The sequence below is a fragment of the Streptomyces sp. NPDC006365 genome (assembly GCF_042870755.1).
Lineage (GTDB): Bacteria > Actinomycetota > Actinomycetes > Streptomycetales > Streptomycetaceae > Streptomyces > Streptomyces xiangluensis.
Map to the genome: position 1 here is coordinate 73,935 of NZ_JBIAHS010000002.1, position 20,470 is coordinate 94,404.

At 65.8% G+C, this 20,470-nt stretch carries 19 protein-coding genes and 1 pseudogene; 13 read left to right on the top strand and 7 right to left on the bottom strand.

What is annotated here, in order from left to right; translation table 11 throughout:
- Window positions 1-183: 183 nt before the first annotated feature.
- On the bottom strand, window positions 184-1,029 hold the full coding sequence (locus ACFYO0_RS05545; RefSeq protein WP_388671111.1) for a siderophore-interacting protein: 846 nt from the start codon (window positions 1,027-1,029) through the stop codon (window positions 184-186).
- Between the two features lie 259 nt (window positions 1,030-1,288).
- Complete coding sequence (locus tag ACFYO0_RS05550) at window positions 1,289-2,335, bottom strand: ABC transporter substrate-binding protein (RefSeq protein ID WP_388671114.1); 1,047 nt, start codon at window positions 2,333-2,335, stop codon at window positions 1,289-1,291.
- Between the two features lie 436 nt (window positions 2,336-2,771).
- On the opposite strand from ACFYO0_RS05550, the gene ACFYO0_RS05555 reads away from it, so the two are divergent.
- Window positions 2,772-3,827: a UDP-glucuronic acid decarboxylase family protein gene (locus ACFYO0_RS05555; RefSeq protein ID WP_388671117.1), complete on the top strand. Its 1,056-nt coding sequence runs from the start codon at window positions 2,772-2,774 to the stop codon at window positions 3,825-3,827.
- 155 nt (window positions 3,828-3,982) lie between these two features.
- Here ACFYO0_RS05555 and ACFYO0_RS05560 read toward each other — a convergent pair whose 3' ends face one another.
- Window positions 3,983-4,300 (bottom strand): hypothetical protein, encoded by a 318-nt coding sequence (locus ACFYO0_RS05560; protein ID WP_388671120.1) that lies wholly within the window; start codon window positions 4,298-4,300, stop codon window positions 3,983-3,985.
- A 491-nt stretch (window positions 4,301-4,791) separates the two neighbouring features.
- On the opposite strand from ACFYO0_RS05560, the gene ACFYO0_RS05565 reads away from it, so the two are divergent.
- The 10 genes and pseudogenes from ACFYO0_RS05565 to ACFYO0_RS05610 form a co-directional block, all read left to right on the top strand.
- Window positions 4,792-6,279 (top strand): prenyltransferase/squalene oxidase repeat-containing protein, encoded by a 1,488-nt coding sequence (locus ACFYO0_RS05565; protein ID WP_388671123.1) that lies wholly within the window; start codon window positions 4,792-4,794, stop codon window positions 6,277-6,279.
- Entirely contained in the window at window positions 6,258-6,917 is a 660-nt protein-coding gene (locus ACFYO0_RS05570) for a hypothetical protein (RefSeq protein ID WP_388671126.1), read from the top strand. The genes ACFYO0_RS05565 and ACFYO0_RS05570 overlap by 22 nt, the downstream gene beginning before the upstream one ends.
- Before the next feature lie 14 nt (window positions 6,918-6,931).
- On the top strand, window positions 6,932-7,273 hold the full coding sequence (locus tag ACFYO0_RS05575) for a cupin domain-containing protein (protein ID WP_388671129.1): 342 nt from the start codon (window positions 6,932-6,934) through the stop codon (window positions 7,271-7,273).
- Window positions 7,274-7,389: 116 nt separating this feature from the next.
- Window positions 7,390-7,878 carry a hypothetical protein gene (locus tag ACFYO0_RS05580; protein WP_388671132.1) on the top strand — a complete coding sequence of 163 codons (489 nt, stop codon included), beginning with the start codon at window positions 7,390-7,392 and terminating at the stop codon, window positions 7,876-7,878.
- A gap of 23 nt (window positions 7,879-7,901) precedes the next feature.
- Complete coding sequence (locus ACFYO0_RS05585) at window positions 7,902-8,723, top strand: hypothetical protein (RefSeq protein ID WP_388671135.1); 822 nt, start codon at window positions 7,902-7,904, stop codon at window positions 8,721-8,723.
- A gap of 275 nt (window positions 8,724-8,998) precedes the next feature.
- On the top strand, window positions 8,999-9,931 hold the full coding sequence (locus ACFYO0_RS05590) for a glycosyltransferase (protein WP_388671138.1): 933 nt from the start codon (window positions 8,999-9,001) through the stop codon (window positions 9,929-9,931).
- Between the two features lie 21 nt (window positions 9,932-9,952).
- Window positions 9,953-10,624: an O-methyltransferase gene (locus tag ACFYO0_RS05595; protein ID WP_388671141.1), complete on the top strand. Its 672-nt coding sequence runs from the start codon at window positions 9,953-9,955 to the stop codon at window positions 10,622-10,624.
- A 21-nt stretch (window positions 10,625-10,645) separates the two neighbouring features.
- Window positions 10,646-11,467: a RimK family alpha-L-glutamate ligase gene (locus tag ACFYO0_RS05600; protein WP_388671148.1), complete on the top strand. Its 822-nt coding sequence runs from the start codon at window positions 10,646-10,648 to the stop codon at window positions 11,465-11,467.
- A gap of 183 nt (window positions 11,468-11,650) precedes the next feature.
- The gene (locus ACFYO0_RS05605) at window positions 11,651-12,391 is read left to right on the top strand and encodes an SDR family oxidoreductase (RefSeq protein WP_388671151.1); all 741 of its coding nucleotides are present in this window, start codon (window positions 11,651-11,653) and stop codon (window positions 12,389-12,391) included.
- A gap of 42 nt (window positions 12,392-12,433) precedes the next feature.
- A pseudogene (locus ACFYO0_RS05610) lies at window positions 12,434-12,517 on the top strand (IS5/IS1182 family transposase); the annotation flags it as partial.
- A 70-nt stretch (window positions 12,518-12,587) separates the two neighbouring features.
- On the opposite strand, the gene ACFYO0_RS05615 reads toward ACFYO0_RS05610, so the two are convergent.
- From ACFYO0_RS05615 to ACFYO0_RS05630, 4 genes are read right to left on the bottom strand one after another with little or no spacing between them, the layout of a single operon-like run.
- On the bottom strand, window positions 12,588-13,754 hold the full coding sequence (locus ACFYO0_RS05615) for an acyl-CoA dehydrogenase family protein (RefSeq protein ID WP_388671154.1): 1,167 nt from the start codon (window positions 13,752-13,754) through the stop codon (window positions 12,588-12,590).
- A 6-nt stretch (window positions 13,755-13,760) separates the two neighbouring features.
- Complete coding sequence (locus tag ACFYO0_RS05620; protein ID WP_388671157.1) at window positions 13,761-14,717, bottom strand: hydroxymethylglutaryl-CoA lyase; 957 nt, start codon at window positions 14,715-14,717, stop codon at window positions 13,761-13,763.
- Window positions 14,714-16,807: an acetyl/propionyl/methylcrotonyl-CoA carboxylase subunit alpha gene (locus ACFYO0_RS05625; protein WP_388671160.1), complete on the bottom strand. Its 2,094-nt coding sequence runs from the start codon at window positions 16,805-16,807 to the stop codon at window positions 14,714-14,716. Before ACFYO0_RS05625 ends, ACFYO0_RS05620 begins: the two co-directional genes overlap by 4 nt.
- Before the next feature lie 19 nt (window positions 16,808-16,826).
- Entirely contained in the window at window positions 16,827-18,443 is a 1,617-nt protein-coding gene (locus tag ACFYO0_RS05630; RefSeq protein WP_388671163.1) for a carboxyl transferase domain-containing protein, read from the bottom strand.
- 85 nt (window positions 18,444-18,528) lie between these two features.
- Between ACFYO0_RS05630 and ACFYO0_RS05635 the strand changes: the two genes are divergently transcribed.
- Both ACFYO0_RS05635 and ACFYO0_RS05640 read left to right on the top strand, forming a co-directional pair.
- Window positions 18,529-19,131: a TetR/AcrR family transcriptional regulator gene (locus tag ACFYO0_RS05635; RefSeq protein ID WP_388671166.1), complete on the top strand. Its 603-nt coding sequence runs from the start codon at window positions 18,529-18,531 to the stop codon at window positions 19,129-19,131.
- A gap of 177 nt (window positions 19,132-19,308) precedes the next feature.
- On the top strand, window positions 19,309-20,466 hold the full coding sequence (locus tag ACFYO0_RS05640; protein ID WP_388671169.1) for an acyl-CoA dehydrogenase family protein: 1,158 nt from the start codon (window positions 19,309-19,311) through the stop codon (window positions 20,464-20,466).
- The last annotated feature ends 4 nt before the right edge of the window (window positions 20,467-20,470 follow it).

Sequence of the window (20,470 nt, forward strand, 5' to 3'; positions counted from 1 at the left end):
GGGGTGTTTCCTCCGGGGCAGGAGAGGGTGGGGGTGGGGAGAGCGGTGTCCTTGAGAGTGCATGGGACCTTACTTAGGTAAGGCTAACCTAACTTCTCGACGATCGCTGGCCCCTCATGTCCCTTTAGTTGCGCGTTTGCTTGCCTTTGGTGGCTGTCTGTGTTGGGTGAATCACTCTCCCTGTCACTCTGCTTGCGCGCGCAGTTGCTCCTCGGTCAGCCCGCGCCGCCAGTAGCCGACGAACGTGACCCGTCGACGGTCGATCTCGCGCTCCCGCACGAGGTGCCGGCGCAGCTCCTTCACCTGGCCGGACTCGCCCGCGATCCAGGCGTACGGGCTTTCTGCGGGCGGGAGTCGGGCGGCTCGGATCGCTTCGAGGGCCGTGGGGGAGTCTTCGTCGCGTACGAGCCAGGTGATGTCCGCGTCCGCGGGGTTGACTGGTTCGAGGCGGTCGCCTGCGTGAGGGACTTCCAGCCAGGCGACTGCCCTGGTCCCCGCCGGCAGGGACTCCAGGATGGCTGCGGCGGCGGGCAGGGCGGTTTCGTCCGCCCACAGGACGATCAGGTCGGTGTCGGTGGGTGGGCGGAAACGGATCGCTGTGTTGTCGGCGACGGAGGGGCCGAGCAGCACGACTCGGTCACCGGGCTCGGCGTCGGCGGCCCAGCGGGAGGCCGGGCCGGCCGGGGTGGCGGCGTCGGGTTCCGTGCCGTGCAGCACGAAGTCGATGTCGATCTCGTCGGGGGTGCGCCTCAGAGCGCGGAGGGTGTACGAGCGCATGATCGCGCGTACGTCTTCGGGGGTGTCGATCCAGGCCTGGCGCCAGCCCTCGCCGTACTCCATCGGCATGACCGGGTGCTCCTGGCCCGGGCGCGGGAGGAAGAGGGAGAGGCTCTGGTCGAGGCCGTCGGAGGCGAAGGCCTTGAGGTCCTGGCCCGCGAAGGTGACTCGGACGAGAGACGGGCTGAGCCGCCTCGTCCGTACGACCTGGAGGGAGAACAAACGGTACGGGGCGGCTACAGCCGTTGTCATGCGTGCTCCTGATGGGACGTCAGGGGGCGGGTGGTTCGGTGTTGTGTTTCCGGGCTGCGGGTTCGTTGTGGTTGCTCGCGCCCACGCGGCGGAGCCGCGTGTGTCACAGCCCCGCGCCCCTGAAGGGGCGCGGGTGGCGGCGGCCGCCCTGAAAGGGAACCGGCCCGCGTGCCGCAGGCACAGGGACCGGTGGTGGCCCCGTCAGGGGCGCGGGAACTGCACGACCAGCGCCAACCGGCCCGCAGTTGACGAACTCCAGTCAGGCGACCTTCTTCGCCTTCTCGATGGCCTCGGCCAGGTTCTCGAGAAGCGGCGCGCACTTGTCGTAGGACAAGATCGGCTCCGGGTCACGCGCAATGACCTGCCCAGCCTTGACGGCAGGCAACTGCTTCCACGTGCCCTCCGTGATGTCGGCGGGCTGGATGGCCGAGGAGCGGTTGTCCATCATGATGAGGTCCGCGCCGTACTTGTCGACGTTCTCCCAGCTCAGGTTCTCGAACCAGCCGCCGTTGGCCTTCAGTACGTCGGCGGGGGGCTCGACGAAGTTCACGCCGAGCGCCTTGTAGTACTCCAGGTCGACGGAGAGGTTCGAGGTGGAGACGTAGAAGATGTCCTGGCTCGCGGAGCCGGCCAGCACCTTGATGCCGGGGTTGGCCTTCACGGCGGCGCGCACCTTGGCGGAGGCGTCCTCGAAGCGCTTCTTCGCGGCGGTCACCTCGGCGGCCTTGACGTCGGCGCCCAGCGACTCGGCGAGCGCCATCATGCGCTGCAGCGGCTCGGTCAGCCGGCGGTCGTAGACGGAGATGCCGACGGTCGGGGCGAGGGTGACGATCTTGTCCTTGGACTCCTCGGGGACGTACCAGAGCGTGCCCGCGTCGTCGAACATGGTGGTGATCAGCACGTCGGGCGCCAGGGTCGCGTACTTCTCGACGTTGAACTGGCCGAACTCGTTGCCGAGAATGGTCACCTTGTTGATGTCGAGATCGCCGGCCTGGACGTCGGCCTTGCCGTCCTTGGTCTTGGTGGGGCCGAAGACGCCCTTGACCTCGATGCCGTAGTCGTGGAGCGCGGCGGCGACGCCGGTGAACGCGACGATGTTCGCCGGGACCTTGTCAGCCTTGGCGGTCTCGCCGCGGTCGTCCTTGAAGCTCCAGGGGCCGGACTTGGCGGCCTCCTCGGAGTCGGCCGAGCCACCGCTTTGCGCGTCGTCGTCGCCGCAGGCCGCGAGGACGGCGCCGAGGCTGAGGGCGCCGCCCGCGGCGAGGATGCCGCGGCGGGTGAGGTGGGCGGAACGGGCGTTGAACATGGTGGTGACTGCTTTCGCACAGGGCGGATCGCCCACGGAACAATGTCAAAGGTAGGTTAGCCTAACCTTACAAGCTGTCCAATGGGGCGTTGGCGAGGACGGGCAGGGGCCATCCCGAAAGCGCCCAACTCCGTTGCCGCCGACAGGGGTTGCGCGGGTGAGGGATTTCTCGACCATGTGGTTGCCCCTCTGGCGGTATGGCTGTGACGCGCGAGACACTTCCCTGGCCACACCGACGACCATGCTCGGCGTACGGCCCGACCCGTCCGCATTGATGCGGGGGCCGCCGAGTTGGTCGCCTGCCCGGATGGGGCGCGGGGACGTTCGTCACCGGTCGGCAACGACTACTTCGGTGCCGACGGGGACCACCGCCTGAACGCGTGCACCCTGCCCGGACCGACCTTCTCCGACTGTGCGCGATCCGAGGACTACACAGGTGAAATTCACACGCATTGTCATAACAGGCGGAGCCGGGTTCCTCGGGTCCCACCTCTGTGACTACTTCCTGGGCGCCGGCGCGGAGGTCGTATGCCTGGACAACTTCAGCTCCGGCCGGAAGGAAAACCTGAAGTCGTCTGCGGCTTCTGGGCGACTGACGGTCGAAGTCACCGACGTTGCGGAGGGCTGCGATGTCCCGGGCCCCGTCGACGCAGTGCTGCATCTCGCCTCGCCGGCGTCCCCGACGGACTATCTGAGCATGCCGTTGGCCACCATGAAGGCGGGTTCTTCGGGCACCTTCCACGCCCTGGATCTGGCCCACCGCAAAGGCGCCCGCTTCGTGCTGGCATCGACCAGTGAGACGTACGGGAACCCACAGGTGCATCCGCAGCCGGAGACCTACTGGGGCAATGTCAATCCGGTTGGCCCGCGCAGTGTGTACGACGAGTCGAAGCGCTTCTCGGAAGCCCTGACCATGGCTTGTCACAGGAGCCAGGGCCTCGACACCGCCATCGTCCGTATTTTCAACACTTTCGGACCACGCATGCGCAAGGACGACGGCAGAGCGATACCCACCTTCATCACCCAGGCACTGGCCGGGAGACCCATCACAGTCGCGGGCTCCGGCACCCAGTCCCGCTCCCTCTGCTATGTGCACGACCTTGTCGCGGGCGTCGTCGGGATGCTCCATTCGAACCTCGCAGGCCCCGTCAATCTGGGCAACCCCGAGGAACTGACCGTCCTTCAGATCGCCGAGCTGGTCAGAGAACTCACGGGGTCCAACTCGCCCATAGTCTTCGTGGATCGCCCCACGGACGATCCCGACGTTCGCTGCCCGGACATCACACTCGCCAACCGGAGACTCGACTGGGCACCGCGATTCTCTGTCATCGACGGCTTGAAGCAGACCATTGCCTGGTTCCGGGAGAACGAACAGGCTCCGCTGGAGCAGCCCAGCGGCCAGGCGCCCTTTTCCATCACGGACGTTGGGGACTTCGGACCACTGTCCGGCACCACCGAGACCAACTCGGAACCCACGTGCGGCACGCCCTGACCGCCAGGGCATGCGACCTCCGCGGCGCCGATGCAAGGCTCAACGACCATGCAGCCGCAAAGCGCTCCGTCCTCGAAGCCCTGCCAGGGCTTCGAGGACGTCCCACAGCGCGGCGGACGACATCGGCCTCCATGAGGCTGCGAACCGCCGTCCGGTTACCGCTTCCTATCACCCTGAGACTGGCGCTTGCGGCGACGGAGGCGGCGGACATTGCCGTGGGGCCTCTTCGCGAGGGCCCTCGGTGACTTTCCTGCACGGAGCCAGTAGCGGACGAGCATGATGAGTCCGTCCTGGACACTCGGCAGGAGTAGCACCACCACGCCGTCCAGCAGTCCGTCCACGGCCTCCACACCAGCCAGGACGAACAGCGCCCTGATGGCGACTCCGGCAATCCAGCCGATGTCGAAACGGGTCAACATCCGGTTGATGCGGCCGCGCAGGGCACGGACACGCACAGCGATCTTGGCGAGCATGTTCTCGGGTTCCCTTCCGTGAGGAGTTGGAAGGGAGGCGCCTCCCGGGAATCAACGTGCCAAACAGTTGCCGGGAATTGCCGGGAAGGATCGTCGAGCTGCGGGAGAAAGCGCCGAGTCCCGGCTGCCGCACCGCCGGTGTCCGGCGACCTTCCACGACGGGCCGGACCGCTTGGCCGAGTCCGCGCCGCCTGCATGACCGCCTGCCCGGCGCACGTGCGCTCCCCAGCGATGGCCGCGTCCTGGCCTCGGTTGAGACGGCAGGTGGGAGCCGAACGTGTCGTAGTGGCTGGTCACGGCTTTCTCACCGGGTGGAATGCGGCGCTCTGTATCACTGACATCAAGAGCCTCGGTTGTCACCTTGAGAACAGTTTGATCGAACTGGACCATTTTCGACTACGACGGGGAATCCAACATCGACGATTTCAGGTACAAAGAGCAGACAGGAGTAGGGTCGTGGGGTAGCCTCCCGTCAGGAGCTTGAGAACCGCATGGAAGAGACGCCACCTGCCGATGACATCGATATGTACATCGAGGCCTTGAAAGCGCTCATCTCGCCCGGTGTATATGCGGCTCCGCTGGAGGATTCACCACTCATCGATCTTCCTGCGGTGGTAAGAAGGGTCGGACTGAGATCCTCGCCGGGAGCAAGGGCCCGAGGGTTCATTGTTGTCCTGGAAAGGGTTGTCGCCGAGCAGCTCAAGATGAACGATCGTCAAGCGGCGGAGATGTTGTTCGCCCTTGGGGACTGGACCGGAAAGCCGGCACAGGAACGCCGTGTCGCCGTCGCCAAGCTCCGGGACAAGCACTGGACGTGGGAAAAGAATTATCGGAAGGAACCACTCCATCTTGACCTGCGTAAGGTCTACCTGGCGCTGAGCCGGGATGTCGACGCCCTCAGCGATTCGGGTTCCGTCCAGAACCCCCTCCAACCGGTCCAGGTAACGCTTCAGTCAGCTGAGGAATCGCACTATCGGAATGTGGACTCGGTTGTTCGGCGGTCGTGCGCATGGGTCCAGCGGGTGCAGAACAAGGATGGTGGCCTCCCTTCTGACAACGAGGGATCCATGAGCTGCACATGGTCGACCGCCGGTCTGCTCTGGGCCATGGCCGAGGCAGGGGAGGACGCCGCCGCTCTATGGAGGCAACGCGCCTTGATCTGGGTCCTCGACCACGGAAACCAGGACCGGGGTATTCCTATCGTCGGTAAGGGGGACCCGTCGATCACAGATGCCACCGCGCAGGCACTCCTGGCCACCCGCGCCTGCTATGAGTCGACTGGCGATCGTTTCTACCGGGACAAGATGACCGACCTCACGAACTGGCTGGTCCTGCACCAGGAACCCGGCTCAGGATGGGCGTGGCGACCCGGCAGGGAACCAAGCTGGACCGCATCAACGTGCTTCGGTCTGATCGCTCTGGGCGCTGTCCTTCCCCTGCTCCCCGATCAGCGAGAAAACATTCAGGACTCGATCCGAGTCGCACAGCAGTGGTTGCTGACGACACAGAACAACGACTGCGGCTGGGGATCACAAGCAGGTGATACCTCACGGGTGGCGATTACCGGAATGGTACTGTTCACGCTTTCACGATTGGCTGCGGCGCCCACGATGGATTCCACTGATCTCATCGGCGGAGCGCTCGATTTCATCAAGGAACGGCGGAGGCCGGATGGTACCTGGGCCTCCACGATTGACCGGCCGATGGGCCATACGATAACAAGGTTCGGCGACGCCTATTGTCTGCTGGGAATAGCTGCGGCGTTGACCTCGGACTCCGAACTCTCCATAGTTGACGGCGTCCGGGCACTGATGAAGTCGCATCGGGGCTCCTATTTCCAGTACGAAGACACCGTCATGCACAGCTGGCCGACAAGAGACGGGATCCTGGCTCTCTCGGCGGCGTGGGAGAGGCTCCGGCCGGAGAAACGGCCTGATGAGAATGAAGGTGGGGGAGCATGGGGTTACGCCAGCAACTGACGAGTATGAACCAGGAGCAGGCCGACTGGGAGGACGTCGCGCAGGCGGCACGCAGGCTGGTTGCATGCGCTGACGCGCAGGAGCTGGTAGCCAGATGGCATCCACTCGGATTCATAGACATTCCCATATCGGAAGGCGCTGCGGCTGCGTGCCGAAAGAGCACCCACACAACGATCCACGTGTGGCACCCAGAATTCTCTCGTCCGCAGGATCCACCCGATGTCTGCCACTCACACGGCTGGCATCTGGACAGCGTGGTTCTTTATGGCAGCTTCGTGAACGAAACATATGATGTGGAGGCCGACGCGGCGGCCCCCTACACGCTGTATGAGGTGTCCTATGGCGCAGGCGTCTCTATTTCGCAATCCACGGGTCGGCGAGTCACCGTTCGGATCGAAAATGAAGAGCGAATACAGCAGGGGACGCGTTACCAGATTCCGGCTGAATTCTTCCACTGGACACGAACGAACAGTGATGATCTGGTCATCACCGTGATGTCCAGCGGCGGTTTCACGGGAAAATCGCCCATGACCGTTCGGTCGGCCGACTCCCGACTCACCTATGAGTACGAACGCAAGTTTTGTTCGAGTGGGGTGCGGAAAACGGTGTTCCAAGACATTCTGAGCAGACTTACTTGAAAGGCAAAAAAGGCATGGCCATGTACCGCTTTCCGAATTCAGACGGTGTGATTCGCCGGTTCGCGGACGTAGAGATCACAAATCTGATCACCGGAGCAGCAAAGTCGGCCTTCAGTCTCTCTGTCGCAACCTTGAGGGGTGTGCACCCGCCGACCGTGAGCCGGCTCAGTGAGCGGGCGTACTACATCGTCGAGGGCTCTCTCATGTTCACTGTGGCCACCGAGAAGTTCAAGGTGGGCGCGGGGGACGCCGTCTTGGTACCCAAGGGGGCGACACATGCGATGGAAGGAACGGCGCAGTACGTGGTGGTGAACGCACCCCCCTTTGATGCGGCTGCCGAAGATGCAGCTTCATGACCGGGCCTGCGCCTGCCTGGCCTGTGGCCATCAAACCCACCGCCGCAACGCGAGAAGGGTCGTGTTACCACTGCCCGGACAGTGCCTTCGTTCCGGATCGTGGAACGATGAGGCGATTGGTGCGTGCCTGGAGCGATACGGCTGAGACGCCCGCGGCGGGCATCGTCGCGCGGGGCGAGAACATCTGTGAGCTCCTGAGAATCAACATTCTGGGCGGGGTGTTCCTGGCATTTCTGGAGGAACACCATGACCTGGCCTTTTCGCACCTTCTCACCGCGTATGTGGACGAGCGCAGGTCGGACATCATCAGGTTGCTTTACGCGGATCTGGACGACCACCCTCCGGGCGACCCGAGATACCGCCGGGTCTACCGGAACAACCAAGGCCGCTTCCTGGTGCTCCAGGCGGAGACGCGCCGCCTGGAGGTGTCTGTTCTGGCGCGCCTGCTGAACGAGGAGAAGAAGCGGTACCGGAAAGAAATGATCACGCACGTTCCACGACGGGACACAACGGCGGGGGATCACCTGATACACGTTCCGAGCGATTGCAGCGAAGCCGTCCACCATGTCGGAGCCCTCGCATCGGCCGTCGCGGACTTCCCTTAGCCGCACACCATTCAGGAGACTTGATGCCGCTCAGCTCTCTTGCGCAACTGGTGGATCGCCTCGTGCGAGGTGCCGGAGAAGAGCTGCCGCTCTGGATCGAATCCGTGTCAATCGCGGGATCGCACGCACGCGATGAACACGATGAGCACTCGGATCTCGATCTCTTCTTCCTCATCGCACCCGATAGCGACGTGACCGTGGACCACGCTGCCGACACTCTGATCGACTGGGCCGGTGATGTCGTACTCCGTCGCGGTCCGGTCTTCGTGCCGCACTTCGGTTACTCGATCACCGCTGTCCTGGCGGATCTTGCCGTATGCCAGATGAATGTCAACACCCGGGAAACAATTGAGCTCAATCCGATGAGGTCCGCCAGCCGGATCGTGCTGGACCGCAATGGATACATGACCTCGTTGGTCGAACAATCGAAGTCGATGCTCATCGACATCTCGAAGGTGTACCACGAGCACTACTGCTACTTCTGGATAAGGGCGTTGTACGCATCTCGTAGCGCCCAGAGGGGGGAGCTGTGGCGGGCAATCGAGTATCTGGCTGACATGCGCAAGGCGATGCAGCAGATCGTTCGCATCCAACATGGACGTTACAGCCCGGTGGTGGGCCCGTACCATCCTGCGAAACGGTACGAAGAGCAGATGGGTGCTGACGTAGCCCGAATACTTGAGTTCAGTCTCCCTGAATACTCCAGGCAAAGCGTTCTGCAGAGCATACTCGAGTCCGTTGAATGGTTTACTCGGGCAACCCAGGAAACTGTTCATTTTCCGGTCGAGCCCGACATGCGCGGTGCTGCGGAGAAGATCGAACGTGTTGTACGGGGTGGAGTGTGAGCAGCCACCTCATCGCATGCGGCCCAAGCGGCTTCGCTGGGGCGGGCCGAATCATGTGCAACGGTCTCCAGAACGCCGCCGAGCACGGGGGACGATGCACCTATGTCGGGCCGGCCACACCCTTCCCATGGAGACGGGGTGGAAGCGGGGAAGTCGAGGTGACGTGGCGAGACGGGCCGGTGAGGTCAGGCGCCATAGGAGCCGGGGCCGCCATCGCCAACGAGTCCGTACTACTGCCGCTGGAACTGGCGGATTCCTTGATGAGGGCAGCGCGGTTGTCCGCTGCCGAAGGAAACGCACCCCTCATATGGGCGCACTACCTGTTCCCCTATGGCGCGGCCGGGCTGATGGCCGCAGGTCTCCTGCGTGGCTCCGGTGTACCGGTGCGGCTCTGGCTGAACCCGGCCGGCTCCGACATCTGGGAGGTAGGACCCCAACTCAGGGAGCTTTCCACTGGTCTCCTCCGCGATCCGGGAGTGGACCGTATTGTCACCTACTCCCCATCCTTTGCCGCCGAACTCTCGGACCAGTATGGGGTGAACCGGCCCATTGACGTGCTGAAACCCTGCCTCAGCGGCAGGTACCGCCCGCTGTCGGCCGTGGACCGTGCTGCTGCACGGCGCAGACTGGGTCTGCCTGCCGATGCGTTTCTCATCTCGATGCACAGCAACATGCGGCCGGTGAAGGCGCCGGAAGACGTCCTGTGTGTTGCGCGCCGAGTGGCCGGCCTGCTCGACTCGAGGAACGTGGTTCTCCTTCTGGCCGGACCCGCGCCCAGTATCCCGTGGGACCTGTCACCCCTTGACATCCGGTTGCTTGGGCTGCTCCGTGATGTGACCGAAGTTCTGCAGGTCTCGGACGCGGAACTCAACCTCAGTCGTCACGATTCGTTCAATCTGAGCCTCGCTGAGGCAATGGCGTGCGGCGTTCCGGTGGTCACCACCGATGTGGTCGGTATCGCCCCTGACATTCACGCCTGTGATGCAGGCGCCACCGTCCCCCTGGAGCCTCCCGTACCGCGCGATCCGCGCCGGTGCTATCGGGCGGCGGTCGACGCACTGTGCCGTTTCGGTTCGAGGGAGGAAGAACGATCGGCCGCCGGTCGGCGCGCCGGTGAGCACGCTGCGGCTGCTTTCTCCGGTGCGGCGCACTGGACGCGACTTCGTTCATTGCTGTCCGCCGAGCTCGCCGGGGCTTCGCAGCCGTGATCCACGACCGTCTGGGGAGCCATGGAGTTCGAGCTGGCAAGAGCTGTCGTCGATGAACTGCCCGGACCCCATATCCGGGCCCATCGCGGCCGCATGCTGTACGACCACATCAGGCAGTGGCGGCCCACCCGGGTACTGGAACTGGGGACAGCACGTGGTGGTTCCGCAGTCTTCATCGCGGCCGCGCTCAGGGCCAACGGAGCCGGCCGTCTCACGAGTGTGGATTCATGCCGCAGGGAATGGAAAGAGCCCTCTGCGCAGGAGACGCTGGAGAGAGCCGACCTGGCTGATCTGGTAGTGCTCGACCGAAGTTTCTCCACGTACACCTGGTTCCTGAAGGTGCAACTGGAACACCACCTCAAGAAGGGTGGAGACCCCGCTTCGGCCTACGACCTGATCTTTCTCGACGGGGCCAAAGAATGGTCGGTCGACGGCTTGGCCGTGGTGCTGGCGGAAAGGCTCCTCGCTCCGGGCGGATGGCTTGTCATGGATGATCTCGGATGGAATTACGAAGAGCATTCATACGGGCCCAGACACTATGAAGTGGAAGTCTCCGGACTGAGCGAGACGGAGCGCCGGACACCCCATCTGCGTGCCGTATTCGACCTCCTGGTCAAAACGAACCCGGCGTTCGCCCGAGTGATCGACGAGGATGGCTGGTGGGGCTGGGCGCAGAAAAAGGAAGCCAGTTAGCCGGTTCTGTCGAACACGACCGTGATCGCTCCGGAACTGGAGGCTGAGGCATTGCATGACATCGGATACTTCCTCAGGGGGTCCGCGGACAATCTGGGGTGGGACTACCAGGCGCTTCGGGGTGGCTGGCTGCATGAACTGCAGAAGGGCGGCACGAAACACTACGTGATCGGCTACTCTTTTCCGCACAACTCAAATACCGCAGCCAGAGTCGCCATGGACAAGGTTGCGACGTACACAGTCCTGTCGGCTGCCGGCGTCGACGCCGTCCAGCACTTCCTGGTGCTGGCCAAAGGGCGAAGCCGGCAGGAGATTCGGCGGCTGTGTCACAACCAGCTGAGACTGGCGGGGCTGTCGACCTCGGAAGTGGTCCTGAAACCCGTAACGGGAAGCAATGGCCGTGATGTCGAGCGGGCAGCCACATTCCGTGCCGCCCGGAAAAAGCTGGACCATTTGCTGGGGCGCTACGACGGAGTGGCCGCTGTTTCTCCCTACCTGGACCTCCGGCGCGAGGTTCGGGTGATCGTCCTGGACGGTGCGCCGCTGCTGATCTTCGAGAAGATCCGCAATGCTGACTGGCGGCACAACCTCGCGTTCGGTGCAGCACCGAAATTGCTGTCCATCCATGAAAATGAGCGGTTGATCGCCGAAGCCCTTCGTGCCTGTGAAGTCATCGGGCTCAGACTGGCCGCCGTAGATCTGGTGGAGTCCGGCGATCGATCGTGGCGGATACTCGAAGTGAATGAAGGAATCAACTTGGGGTCTGGATTCGCCGGGCAGGGTACCGAGTATTTACGAGCCGCGGCAACCACGTATCACGCGATTGTGCGTGCTCTTGAATGAATCGCGACCGGCGGCCACACACGGAGCGCTTACCTTTTCGCCCGCCCGGGGGTTCGAGAGTTCACCTGTTCGGAAGGTCACCTTGCCGTTGTGTCCTCGATTGACCGGCGCAAGGGGCCGGAGTAGTCTTCTGTGCCGGTATTACACATGCGGTATTGCACATGCCAGTAGGGGGCTTGATTCGTGAATATCGAGGGTGCGCACGCTGTGGTCACTGGCGGCAGCCGGGGGCTGGGAAGGGCGATTGCATTATCGCTTGCCGATCGTGGTGCGACCGTGTCGATCACCTATAAATCCGACAAGGACGCTGCCGCGGAAGTAGGTGATCTCATCGTTGCTCGTGGCGGAAAGTGCAACATTATTCAGCTCGATTTGCTTTCGGAGTCGAGCATTGAGAACTTCGCTCGCCGGGTCGCCGAACTCCAGGATCCCGACATTCTGGTCAACAATGGCGGAGAGTTGCGGCGTCCGGGGAGTTGGGACAAGCTCCTCGGCAGTGACTTGGATGCCACCATCGCGGCGAACGTCACCGGGCACATCCGTGTCATGCAGAAGATCGTCCCTTCCATGGAACGGCGTGGCGGTGTCGTCATCAACATCACTTCCGCATACGGCTTGGCCGGGTCGGCCGGCGTGATGGCCTATGCGGCTGCCAAAGCCGGATTGGTTTCGGTGACCTCCGGCCTCGCGAGGGAATTGGGTCCGAAGAATATCCGGGTCAACGCCGTGGCGCCTGGAAACTTCGACACCGCAATGACTCAGGGCGCCTCTCCGGAATTCAAGGAGCGCGTATTGTCAATGATCCCGCTGGGGCGATTCGGCCGACCCGAGGAGATCGGTCATGCGGTTGTCTTCCTGGCCGAGGCCGACTATGTCACGGGTCATGTACTGGTGGTTGACGGCGGCCAGCTGCTGCACATGTGAGAGAGGTGTTCGACGTCTCAACTCACCGGCTCAGGAACCTCGTTGGTTCCCTGTCCAGCCACACTCGACCTGCCCCATGCCTTGGTCGAGTGGGCCACTCTGCTCATCGTCACCCGTGAGGGTGAGCCGGCGCGACACCATCGAGCAGTTCGCGGCGCGGCGGTTCACATCACACGGACTTCCGACGGGGAGGGGATCATCCCGCCAGCCCCAACTCCCGTGCGATCAACATGCGTTGGACCTCGCTCGTGCCCTCGCCGATCTCCAGGATCTTGGAGTCGCGCCACATGCGGGCCACCGGGTACTCGTTCATGAAGCCGTAGCCGCCGTGGATCTGGGTGGCGTCGCGGGCGTTGTCCACGGCGATCGTGGAGGAGTAGAGCTTGGCCAGGGCCGCCTCCTTCTTGAAGGGGTCGCCGGTCACCAGGCGGGAGGCCGCGTCGCGCCAGGCCAGGCGGGCCGTGTGGGCCTTCATCTCCATGTCGGCGATCTTGAACTGGATCGCCTGGTTCGCGCCGATCGGCCGGCCGAAGGCCTGGCGCTCCTTGGCGTACTTGAGGGATTCGTCGACGCAGCCCTGCGCCAGACCCGTCGCCAGGGCCGCTATGGCGATACGGCCCTCGTCGAGGATGCGGAGGAACTGGGCGTAACCGCGGCCCTCCTCGCCGAGCAGGTTCGCGGCTGGTACGCGGACGTCGTCGAAGGACAGCTCGCGGGTGTCCGAGGCGTTCCAGCCGACCTTCGAGTACGCGGGCGCCACCGTGAAGCCCGGCGTCCCGGACGGGACGATGATCGCCGAGATACGGGGCTTGCCCTCGGCGGTGCGGCCGGTCACCGCCGTGACGGTGACCAGACCCGTGACAGCCGTACCGGAGTTGGTGATGAAGCACTTGGTGCCGTTGATCACCCATTCGTTCGTCGCCTCGTCCAGACGGGCTGTCGTACGGGTCGCGCCCGCGTCCGAACCGCCGTCCGGTTCGGTCAGGCCGAAGGCGCCGAGGATCTCGCCCGTGCAGAGGCGGGGCAGCCATTCCCGCTTCTGGTCCTCCGTGCCGAAGAGGTGGATCGGCATGGCGCCCAGCGAGACGCCCGCCTCCAGCGTGATCGCCACCGAGGAGTCCACGCGGGCCAGTTCCTCCAGCGCGATGCCCAGCGCCATATAGTCGCCGCCCATACCGCCGTACTCCTCCGGGAACGGCAGCCCGAACAGGCCCATCCGGCCCATCTCCCGCACGATCTCGTACGGGAACTCATGCCGCTCGTAGAAATCACCGATCTTCGGGGCCACGACATCGTGGGCGAACTCCTCGACCGTACGCCGGAGTTCTTCGAGTTCGGGGGAGAGCCGATGGTCAAGTGACATGGGGAATCACTCCTTGTGGGAGAGGGCGCGGACGGTGCGGGATGGGCTGGGCCGGCCCAGTCGTTCGGCCATCCAGACGCTGGTGGCGACGAGACGGTCGAGGTCGACCCCGGTGTCGATGCCGAGGCCGTGCAGCATCCACACGAGGTCTTCGGTGGCGAGGTTGCCGGTGGCGGACTTGGCGAACGGGCAGCCGCCGAGCCCTCCGGCGGACGCGTCGACGGTTGTGACCCCGTGCTGAAGCGCCGCCAGGGTGTTGGCGAGGGCCTGCCCGTATGTGTCGTGGAAGTGCACGCCGAGGGTGTGCGTGGGGACGCCTGCGTCGTTCAGCGCGCTGAGCAGTGCCTGTACGTGCCCCGGGGTCGCGACGCCGATCGTGTCGCCGAGGCTCAGTTCGTCACAGCCCATGTCCAGGAGTGCCTTGGAGACCCGCACGACCTGGGGGACGGGGACCGGGCCCTCCCAGGGGTCGCCGAAGCACATGGAGAGATAACCGCGGACGTGGGCCTGCTGCCCCCTCGCCCGCTCGACCACCGGCTCGAACATGGCCAGCGCCTCGTCGACGGTTCGGTTGAGGTTGGCCTTCGCGAAGGACTCCGTGGCGCTCGCGAACACGGCGATACGGCTCGCGCCGAGCGTGAGGGCGCGGTCCAGCCCGCTTTCGTTGGGTACGAGCACGGGCAGGGCGGTGTCGCTCAGGTCGGCGAGGTCCCGTACGAGGGGGAACAGCTGCTCCGCGTCGGCCAGTTGGGGCACCCACTTGGGGTGCACGAAACTTGTGGCCTCGATGGTGGTGAGGCCCGCGTCGGCGAGGCGCCGGATGAACTCGGCCTTGGTCTCCGTCGGGACGGTGGCCTTCTCGTTCTGCAGACCGTCGCGGGCACCGACCTCGTGGATCCGGACGGTGGCCGGGATGCCTTGGGTGGGAACGGCCATCGGGAGTCCCAGCGCGGGTGCGGTCATGAGGTGGCCTCCTCCTGCTCCTGCCCCAGTTCCTGCTCCTGAGGCGCGATGACGGCCAGCGCCTGGTCCATGGCGACGGTCGAGCCCACGGTGACGTCCAGCTCGGTGACGGTGCCGGCATGCGGGGCGGAGATGACGTGCTCCATCTTCATCGCCTCCACCACCAACAGGCTCTGTCCGGCGGCCACTTCGTCCCCAACGGCCACCTTGACGACGGTGACGGTGCCGGGCATGGGGGCGGTGAGGGAGTCGACGCCGGTGCGGGCGGCGCCGGTGAGCAAGGCGGCGACGGGGTCGTGATCCTGGACGTTCCAGGCGTCGCCGTCGCGGCCGAGCCATGTGCCTGCCGGCAGGGCGGCGAAGGTGTGGGTGACGCCGTTCAGGTGGAGGGTGGCAGTGGGGGGTTTTTCTTCCCCAAGCCCGCCCCTTCCCGAAGCTGGGGGCAAGCCCCCAGACCCTCGAAGCGGTTCGGCTGCGCCTTCAAGGAGGAACTCCACGCCCTCCGATGTGCTCCGCACGCGGACGGTCACGGGGTCGTGCCCTGGTACTCGCAAGTGGTGCAGGGTCCACGCCGGTTCGCCGCCGAGCCGCCACCCACTGGGTACCGAGAAAGGATCGGTCCACCCCTCCAGCCCGTCCGGCGATTGAGGACGAGGCCGTTCAGGGAGAAGTTCCGCCTGTCGCAGCAACCCCGCCGCCACGTACACCTCACCAGGCACCTCAGCCGAGACCAGCCCGTCAACCTCCCGCTCCACCAGCCCCGTATCCAACTCCCCGGCCACAACGGCAGGGTGGGCCAACAGCCTCCGCAGGAACCCCGCGTTGGTCGGCACCCCCAGCGTCACCGTCTCGGCGAGGGCGGTGCGGAGCTTCCGCAGCGCGGTCGCGCGGTCCGGCCCGTACGCGATGACCTTCGACAGCATCGGGTCGTAGAGCGAACCGACCTCTGTGCCCTCGCTGAGCCCCGAGTCGGTGCGAACACCGTCGCCCTGAGGCTCGCGCAGAGCCAGCACCGTCCCCCCGGAGGGAAGGAACCCCCGCGCCGGATCCTCCGCGCAGATCCGCGCCTCGACCGCGTGCCCGGTGAGCGTGATGTCCTCTTGCCCGAACGCCAGCCGCTCACCCGCAGCGACCCGGAGCTGCCACTCGACAAGATCGACCCCCGTGACCATCTCCGTCACCGGATGCTCGACCTGAAGCCGGGTGTTCATCTCCATGAAGTAGTACCTGGGGGTCCCCCCAGCGGTAGCTGGGGGAGGGTCATCGCCCGGCACGATGAACTCGACCGTGCCCGCACCCACATACCCGCAGGACCGCGCCGCCTCAACCGCCGCCGCCCCCATGGCCGCCCGCGTCTTCTCGTCGAGCAGCACACTCGGCGCCTCTTCGATGATCTTCTGGTGCCGGCGCTGGAGGGAGCACTCACGCTCGCCCAGGTGCACCACATGGCCGTGGCCGTCCGCCAGGACCTGGATCTCGATGTGCCGGGGACGGTCGATCCACCGCTCCACGAGCAGCGTGTCGTCACCGAAGGATGCCCGCGCCTCACGCCGGGCCGCCGCGATCTCCTCGCGCAGCACCGACAGGTCGCGCACCAGCCGCATCCCCTTGCCGCCACCGCCCGCCGAGGGCTTGAGCAGCACGGGCGCGCCCAACTCGCGGGCCGCCTCCTCCAGTTCGGGATCGGCGGCCCCCGGTACGACCGGAACCCCGGCCGCCCGCACCGTCTCCTTGGCCCGGATCTTGTCGCCCATGAGCTCGATGACCGAGGCGGGCGGCCCGACGAAGACGAGCCCGGCGTCGGCACAGGAACGCGCGAAGGAGGCGTTCTCGGCGAGGAAGCCATAGCCCGGATGCACCGCCTGCGCGCCCGTCCGTGCCGCCGCCTCCAGCAGCCGCTCCGCCGACAGATAGCTCTCACCCGCCGGCGCCGGACCGATCCGTACGGCCGTGTCCGCCTCCCGGACGTGCCGTGCGTCGGCGTCCGCATCGCTGAAGACGGCCACCGAACGCACACCCAGCGACCGGAGCGTACGGATGACACGGACCGCGATCTCGCCCCGGTTGGCCACAAGCACTGTCTCGAACATCGTCAAGAGTCCCTCACCCTCACATCCGGAAGACGCCGAACTGGGGCTCGCCCAGCGGGGCGTTCGCGCACGCAGTCAGCGCCAGTCCCAGTACCTGCCGGGTCTCCATCGGGTCGATGACCCCGTCGTCCCAGAGCCGGGCCGTCGCGTAGTAGGCGTTCCCCTGGCGCTCGTACTGTGCGCGGATCGGCTCCTTGAAGGCCTCTTCCTCCTCGGCGGGCCAGGACTCGCCGCGGGCCTCCAACTGGTCGCGCTTGACGGTCGCGAGGACCGACGCCGCCTGCTCGCCGCCCATCACGGAGATCTTGGCGTTGGGCCACATCCACAGGAAGCGCGGGGAGTACGCCCGGCCGCACATCGAGTAGTTGCCCGCGCCGTACGAGCCGCCGATCACCACCGTCAGCTTCGGTACGCGCGTACTGGCCACCGCTGTGACCATCTTGGCGCCGTGCTTGGCGATACCGCCCGCCTCGTAGTCACGCCCCACCATGAAGCCCGAGATGTTCTGCAGGAACAGCAGCGGGATCCCGCGCTGGTCGCACAGCTCGATGAAGTGGGCGCCCTTCTGGGCCGATTCGGAGAACAGGATGCCGTTGTTGGCGATGATCCCGACCGGATGCCCGTGCACCCGCGCGAACCCCGTCACCAGCGTCTGCCCGAACTCCGACTTGAACTCCGCGAAGCGCGAGCCGTCGACCACGCGCGTGATGACCTCGCGTACGTCATAGGGGGTACGGGAATCCACCGGCACCACGCCGTAGAGTCCCGCCGGGTCCGCCTTCGGCTCCACGGCCGGTGCGACCGTCCAGGGCAGTGCTCCGCGCGCGGGGAGGGTGGAAACGATGGTGCGCACGATCCGCAGCGCGTGCGCGTCGTCCTCCGCGAGATGGTCGGTGACACCCGACACGCGCGCGTGGACCTCGCCGCCGCCCAGCTCCTCGGCGGTGACGACCTCTCCGGTGGCGGCCTTCACCAGGGGCGGGCCGCCGAGGAAGATCGTGCCCTGATTGCGCACGATCACGGCCTCGTCGCTCATGGCGGGGACATACGCCCCACCCGCTGTGCAGGAGCCGAGCACCGCCGCGATCTGCGGGATCCCCGCCCCCGACATCCGCGCCTGGTTGTAGAAGATCCGCCCGAAGTGCTCGCGGTCGGGGAAGACCTCGTCCTGCATGGGCAGGAACGCGCCCCCGGAGTCCACCAGGTACACACAGGGGAGGCGGTTCTCCAGCGCCACCTCCTGGGCGCGCAGGTGCTTCTTCACCGTCATCGGGTAGTACGTGCCGCCCTTGACGGTCGCGTCATTGGCGACGACCACGCACTCGCGGCCGCTCACCCGCCCGATCCCGGCGATGACCCCTGCCGCCGGAGCCTGGTCGTCGTACAGCCCGTCGGCGGCGAGCGGGGCCAGTTCCAGGAAGGGTGAGCCCGGGTCCAGCAGGGTGTCCACGCGGTCGCGCGGCAGCAGCTTTCCGCGCGCGGTGTGCCGGGCGCGCGCCCGCTCTCCGCCGCCGAGCCGGGCCATGGCCAGCTTCTGCCGCAGCTCGTCCACGAGCGCGCGGTGTGCCGCCTCGTTGGCCCGCCAGGCCGCCGACGCAGGGTCAGCCGCGCTGGTCAGCTCCGGTGCCTCCTGCATCGTGGAGTCCCCTCACTTTGTTAATGAGCGTTAACCGTGTCCTCCAGGTTAACGACCGCTAACCTCGCTGTCTAGAATTGCCTCCATGGCCATCAGAACCGACGCCCTCACCCGCCGCGAACAGATCCTCAAGGAAGCCGCCCGGCTCTTCGCCGAGCGAGGCTTCCACGGCGTCGGTGTCGACGAGATAGGGGCGGCGGTCGGCATCAGCGGACCGGGCCTGTACCGGCACTTCGCGGGCAAGGACGCGATGCTCGCCGAGCTGCTCGTGGGGATCAGCGAGCAACTGCTGACCGGTGGCAAGCGGCGGGCCGCCGAGGCCGCCGGGAACCCCGAGGCGGTCCTCGACTCGCTCGTCGAAGGGCACATCGACTTCGCGCTCGACGACCGCCCTCTGATCACCTTGCACGACCGCGAGCTGGACCGCCTCCGGGACAGCGACCGCAAGCTCGTACGGCAGCTCCAACGGAAGTACGTAGAGCTGTGGGTGGAGGTCGTACGCGAGGTGTACCCGGACCTCGCCGAGCCGGCCGCCCGGGCCGCCGTCCACGCGGTGTTCGGGCTGCTGAACTCGACGCCGCATCTGGGGCGTCCGGGCTCGCTGCCCGGCCGGGCGGGGACGGCGGCGTTGCTGCACCGGATGGCGCGTGGGGCGTTCGAGGCGGCGGCCGTCTCGGCTCCGGGGTGAGCCGGTTCTGCAGTGACTGAGATCCGGCGGAACGCGGTGCCCGTGTGACCTGCCCTCAGCGTGACCTACGTCTCTGGACGGCTGTCATAACCGACGGGTAACGTGGTGAGTGAGCAAGCGCTTAGACATGCCATCAGCGCTTGGGACCGAGCAGCGCGAGCCAAGGAGCCGTACACGATGCGCCGTACCGTCTTCACCGAGGATCACGAGGCGTTCAGGGAGACCCTGCGAGCCTTCATCGAGGCCGAGGTCGTCCCCGTGTACGACGAGTGGTTCGCCGCGGGCCAGGCGCCGCGCGACTTCTACTACAAGCTCGCCGAGCTGGGCGTCTTCGGGATCCGCGTCCCCGAGGAGTTCGGCGGCGCGGGCATCGACTCGTACAAGTTCGAGGCCGTGATGTACGAGGAGACCGCCCGCGCGGGTGTCTCCTTCGGCGGCTCCGGTGTGCATGTGCTGCTCGGTCTGCCGTACATCAAGATGCTCGGCACCGACGAGCAGAAGAAGCGGTGGCTGCCGAAGTTCGTCTCCGGTGAGGAGATGTGGGCCCTCGCGATGACCGAGCCGGGTACCGGCTCCGACCTCGCGGGCATGAAGACCACCGCGAAGCTCTCCGACGACGGTACGCACTATGTGCTCAACGGTGCCAAGACCTTCATCACCGGCGGTGTGCACGCCGACCGCGTCATCGTCTGCGCCCGCACCTCCGCTCCGCGCGAGGACGACCGCCGCTTCGGCATCTCCCTGTTCGCCGTCGACACCAAGTCCGAGGGCTACTCCGTAGGCCGCAAGCTGGACAAGCTCGGGCTGAAGACCTCCGACACCGCCGAGCTGGCGTTCGTCGACGTGAAGGTGCCGGTCGACGACCTGCTCGGCGAGGAGAACAAGGGCTTCGCCTACCTCGGCACCAACCTCGCCTCCGAGCGCTGGGGCATCGCCTTCGGCGCGTACGCGCAGGCCGCGGCGGCGGTCCGGTTCGCCAAGGAGTACGTCCAGGACCGTACGGTCTTCGGCAAGACGGTCGCCTCCTTCCAGAACACCAAGTTCGAGCTGGCTGCCTGCCAGGCCGAGGTCGACGCCGCGCAGGCCGTCGCCGACCGCACGCTGGAGGCCCTGGACGCGGACGAGCTGTCCCCGGCCGAGGCCGCGAGCGCCAAGCTGTTCTGCACCGAGGTCGCGCACCGTGTCATCGACCGCTGCCTCCAGCTGCACGGCGGCTACGGCTTCATGAACGAGTACCCGATAGCCCGTCTGTACGCCGACAACCGCGTCAACCGGATCTACGGCGGCACCAGCGAGGTCATGAAGATGATCATCGCGAAGGACATGGGTCTGTAGGCCG

Bases quoted from the DNA above. Each gene is read 5' to 3' on its own strand.
- ACFYO0_RS05545 (WP_388671111.1), bottom strand. From the start codon at position 1,029: ATGACAACGGCTGTAGCCGCCCCGTACCGTTTGTTCTCCCTCCAGGTC.
- ACFYO0_RS05550 (WP_388671114.1), bottom strand. From the start codon at position 2,335: ATGTTCAACGCCCGTTCCGCCCACCTCACCCGCCGCGGCATCCTCGCC.
- ACFYO0_RS05560 (WP_388671120.1), bottom strand. From the start codon at position 4,300: ATGCTCGCCAAGATCGCTGTGCGTGTCCGTGCCCTGCGCGGCCGCATC.
- ACFYO0_RS05565 (WP_388671123.1), top strand. From the start codon at position 4,792: ATGGAAGAGACGCCACCTGCCGATGACATCGATATGTACATCGAGGCC.
- ACFYO0_RS05570 (WP_388671126.1), top strand. From the start codon at position 6,258: ATGGGGTTACGCCAGCAACTGACGAGTATGAACCAGGAGCAGGCCGAC.
- ACFYO0_RS05575 (WP_388671129.1), top strand. From the start codon at position 6,932: ATGGCCATGTACCGCTTTCCGAATTCAGACGGTGTGATTCGCCGGTTC.
- ACFYO0_RS05585 (WP_388671135.1), top strand. From the start codon at position 7,902: ATGCCGCTCAGCTCTCTTGCGCAACTGGTGGATCGCCTCGTGCGAGGT.
- ACFYO0_RS05595 (WP_388671141.1), top strand. From the start codon at position 9,953: ATGGAGTTCGAGCTGGCAAGAGCTGTCGTCGATGAACTGCCCGGACCC.
- ACFYO0_RS05615 (WP_388671154.1), bottom strand. From the start codon at position 13,754: ATGTCACTTGACCATCGGCTCTCCCCCGAACTCGAAGAACTCCGGCGT.
- ACFYO0_RS05620 (WP_388671157.1), bottom strand. From the start codon at position 14,717: ATGACCGCACCCGCGCTGGGACTCCCGATGGCCGTTCCCACCCAAGGC.
- ACFYO0_RS05625 (WP_388671160.1), bottom strand. From the start codon at position 16,807: ATGTTCGAGACAGTGCTTGTGGCCAACCGGGGCGAGATCGCGGTCCGT.
- ACFYO0_RS05630 (WP_388671163.1), bottom strand. From the start codon at position 18,443: ATGCAGGAGGCACCGGAGCTGACCAGCGCGGCTGACCCTGCGTCGGCG.
- ACFYO0_RS05635 (WP_388671166.1), top strand. From the start codon at position 18,529: ATGGCCATCAGAACCGACGCCCTCACCCGCCGCGAACAGATCCTCAAG.
- ACFYO0_RS05640 (WP_388671169.1), top strand. From the start codon at position 19,309: ATGCGCCGTACCGTCTTCACCGAGGATCACGAGGCGTTCAGGGAGACC.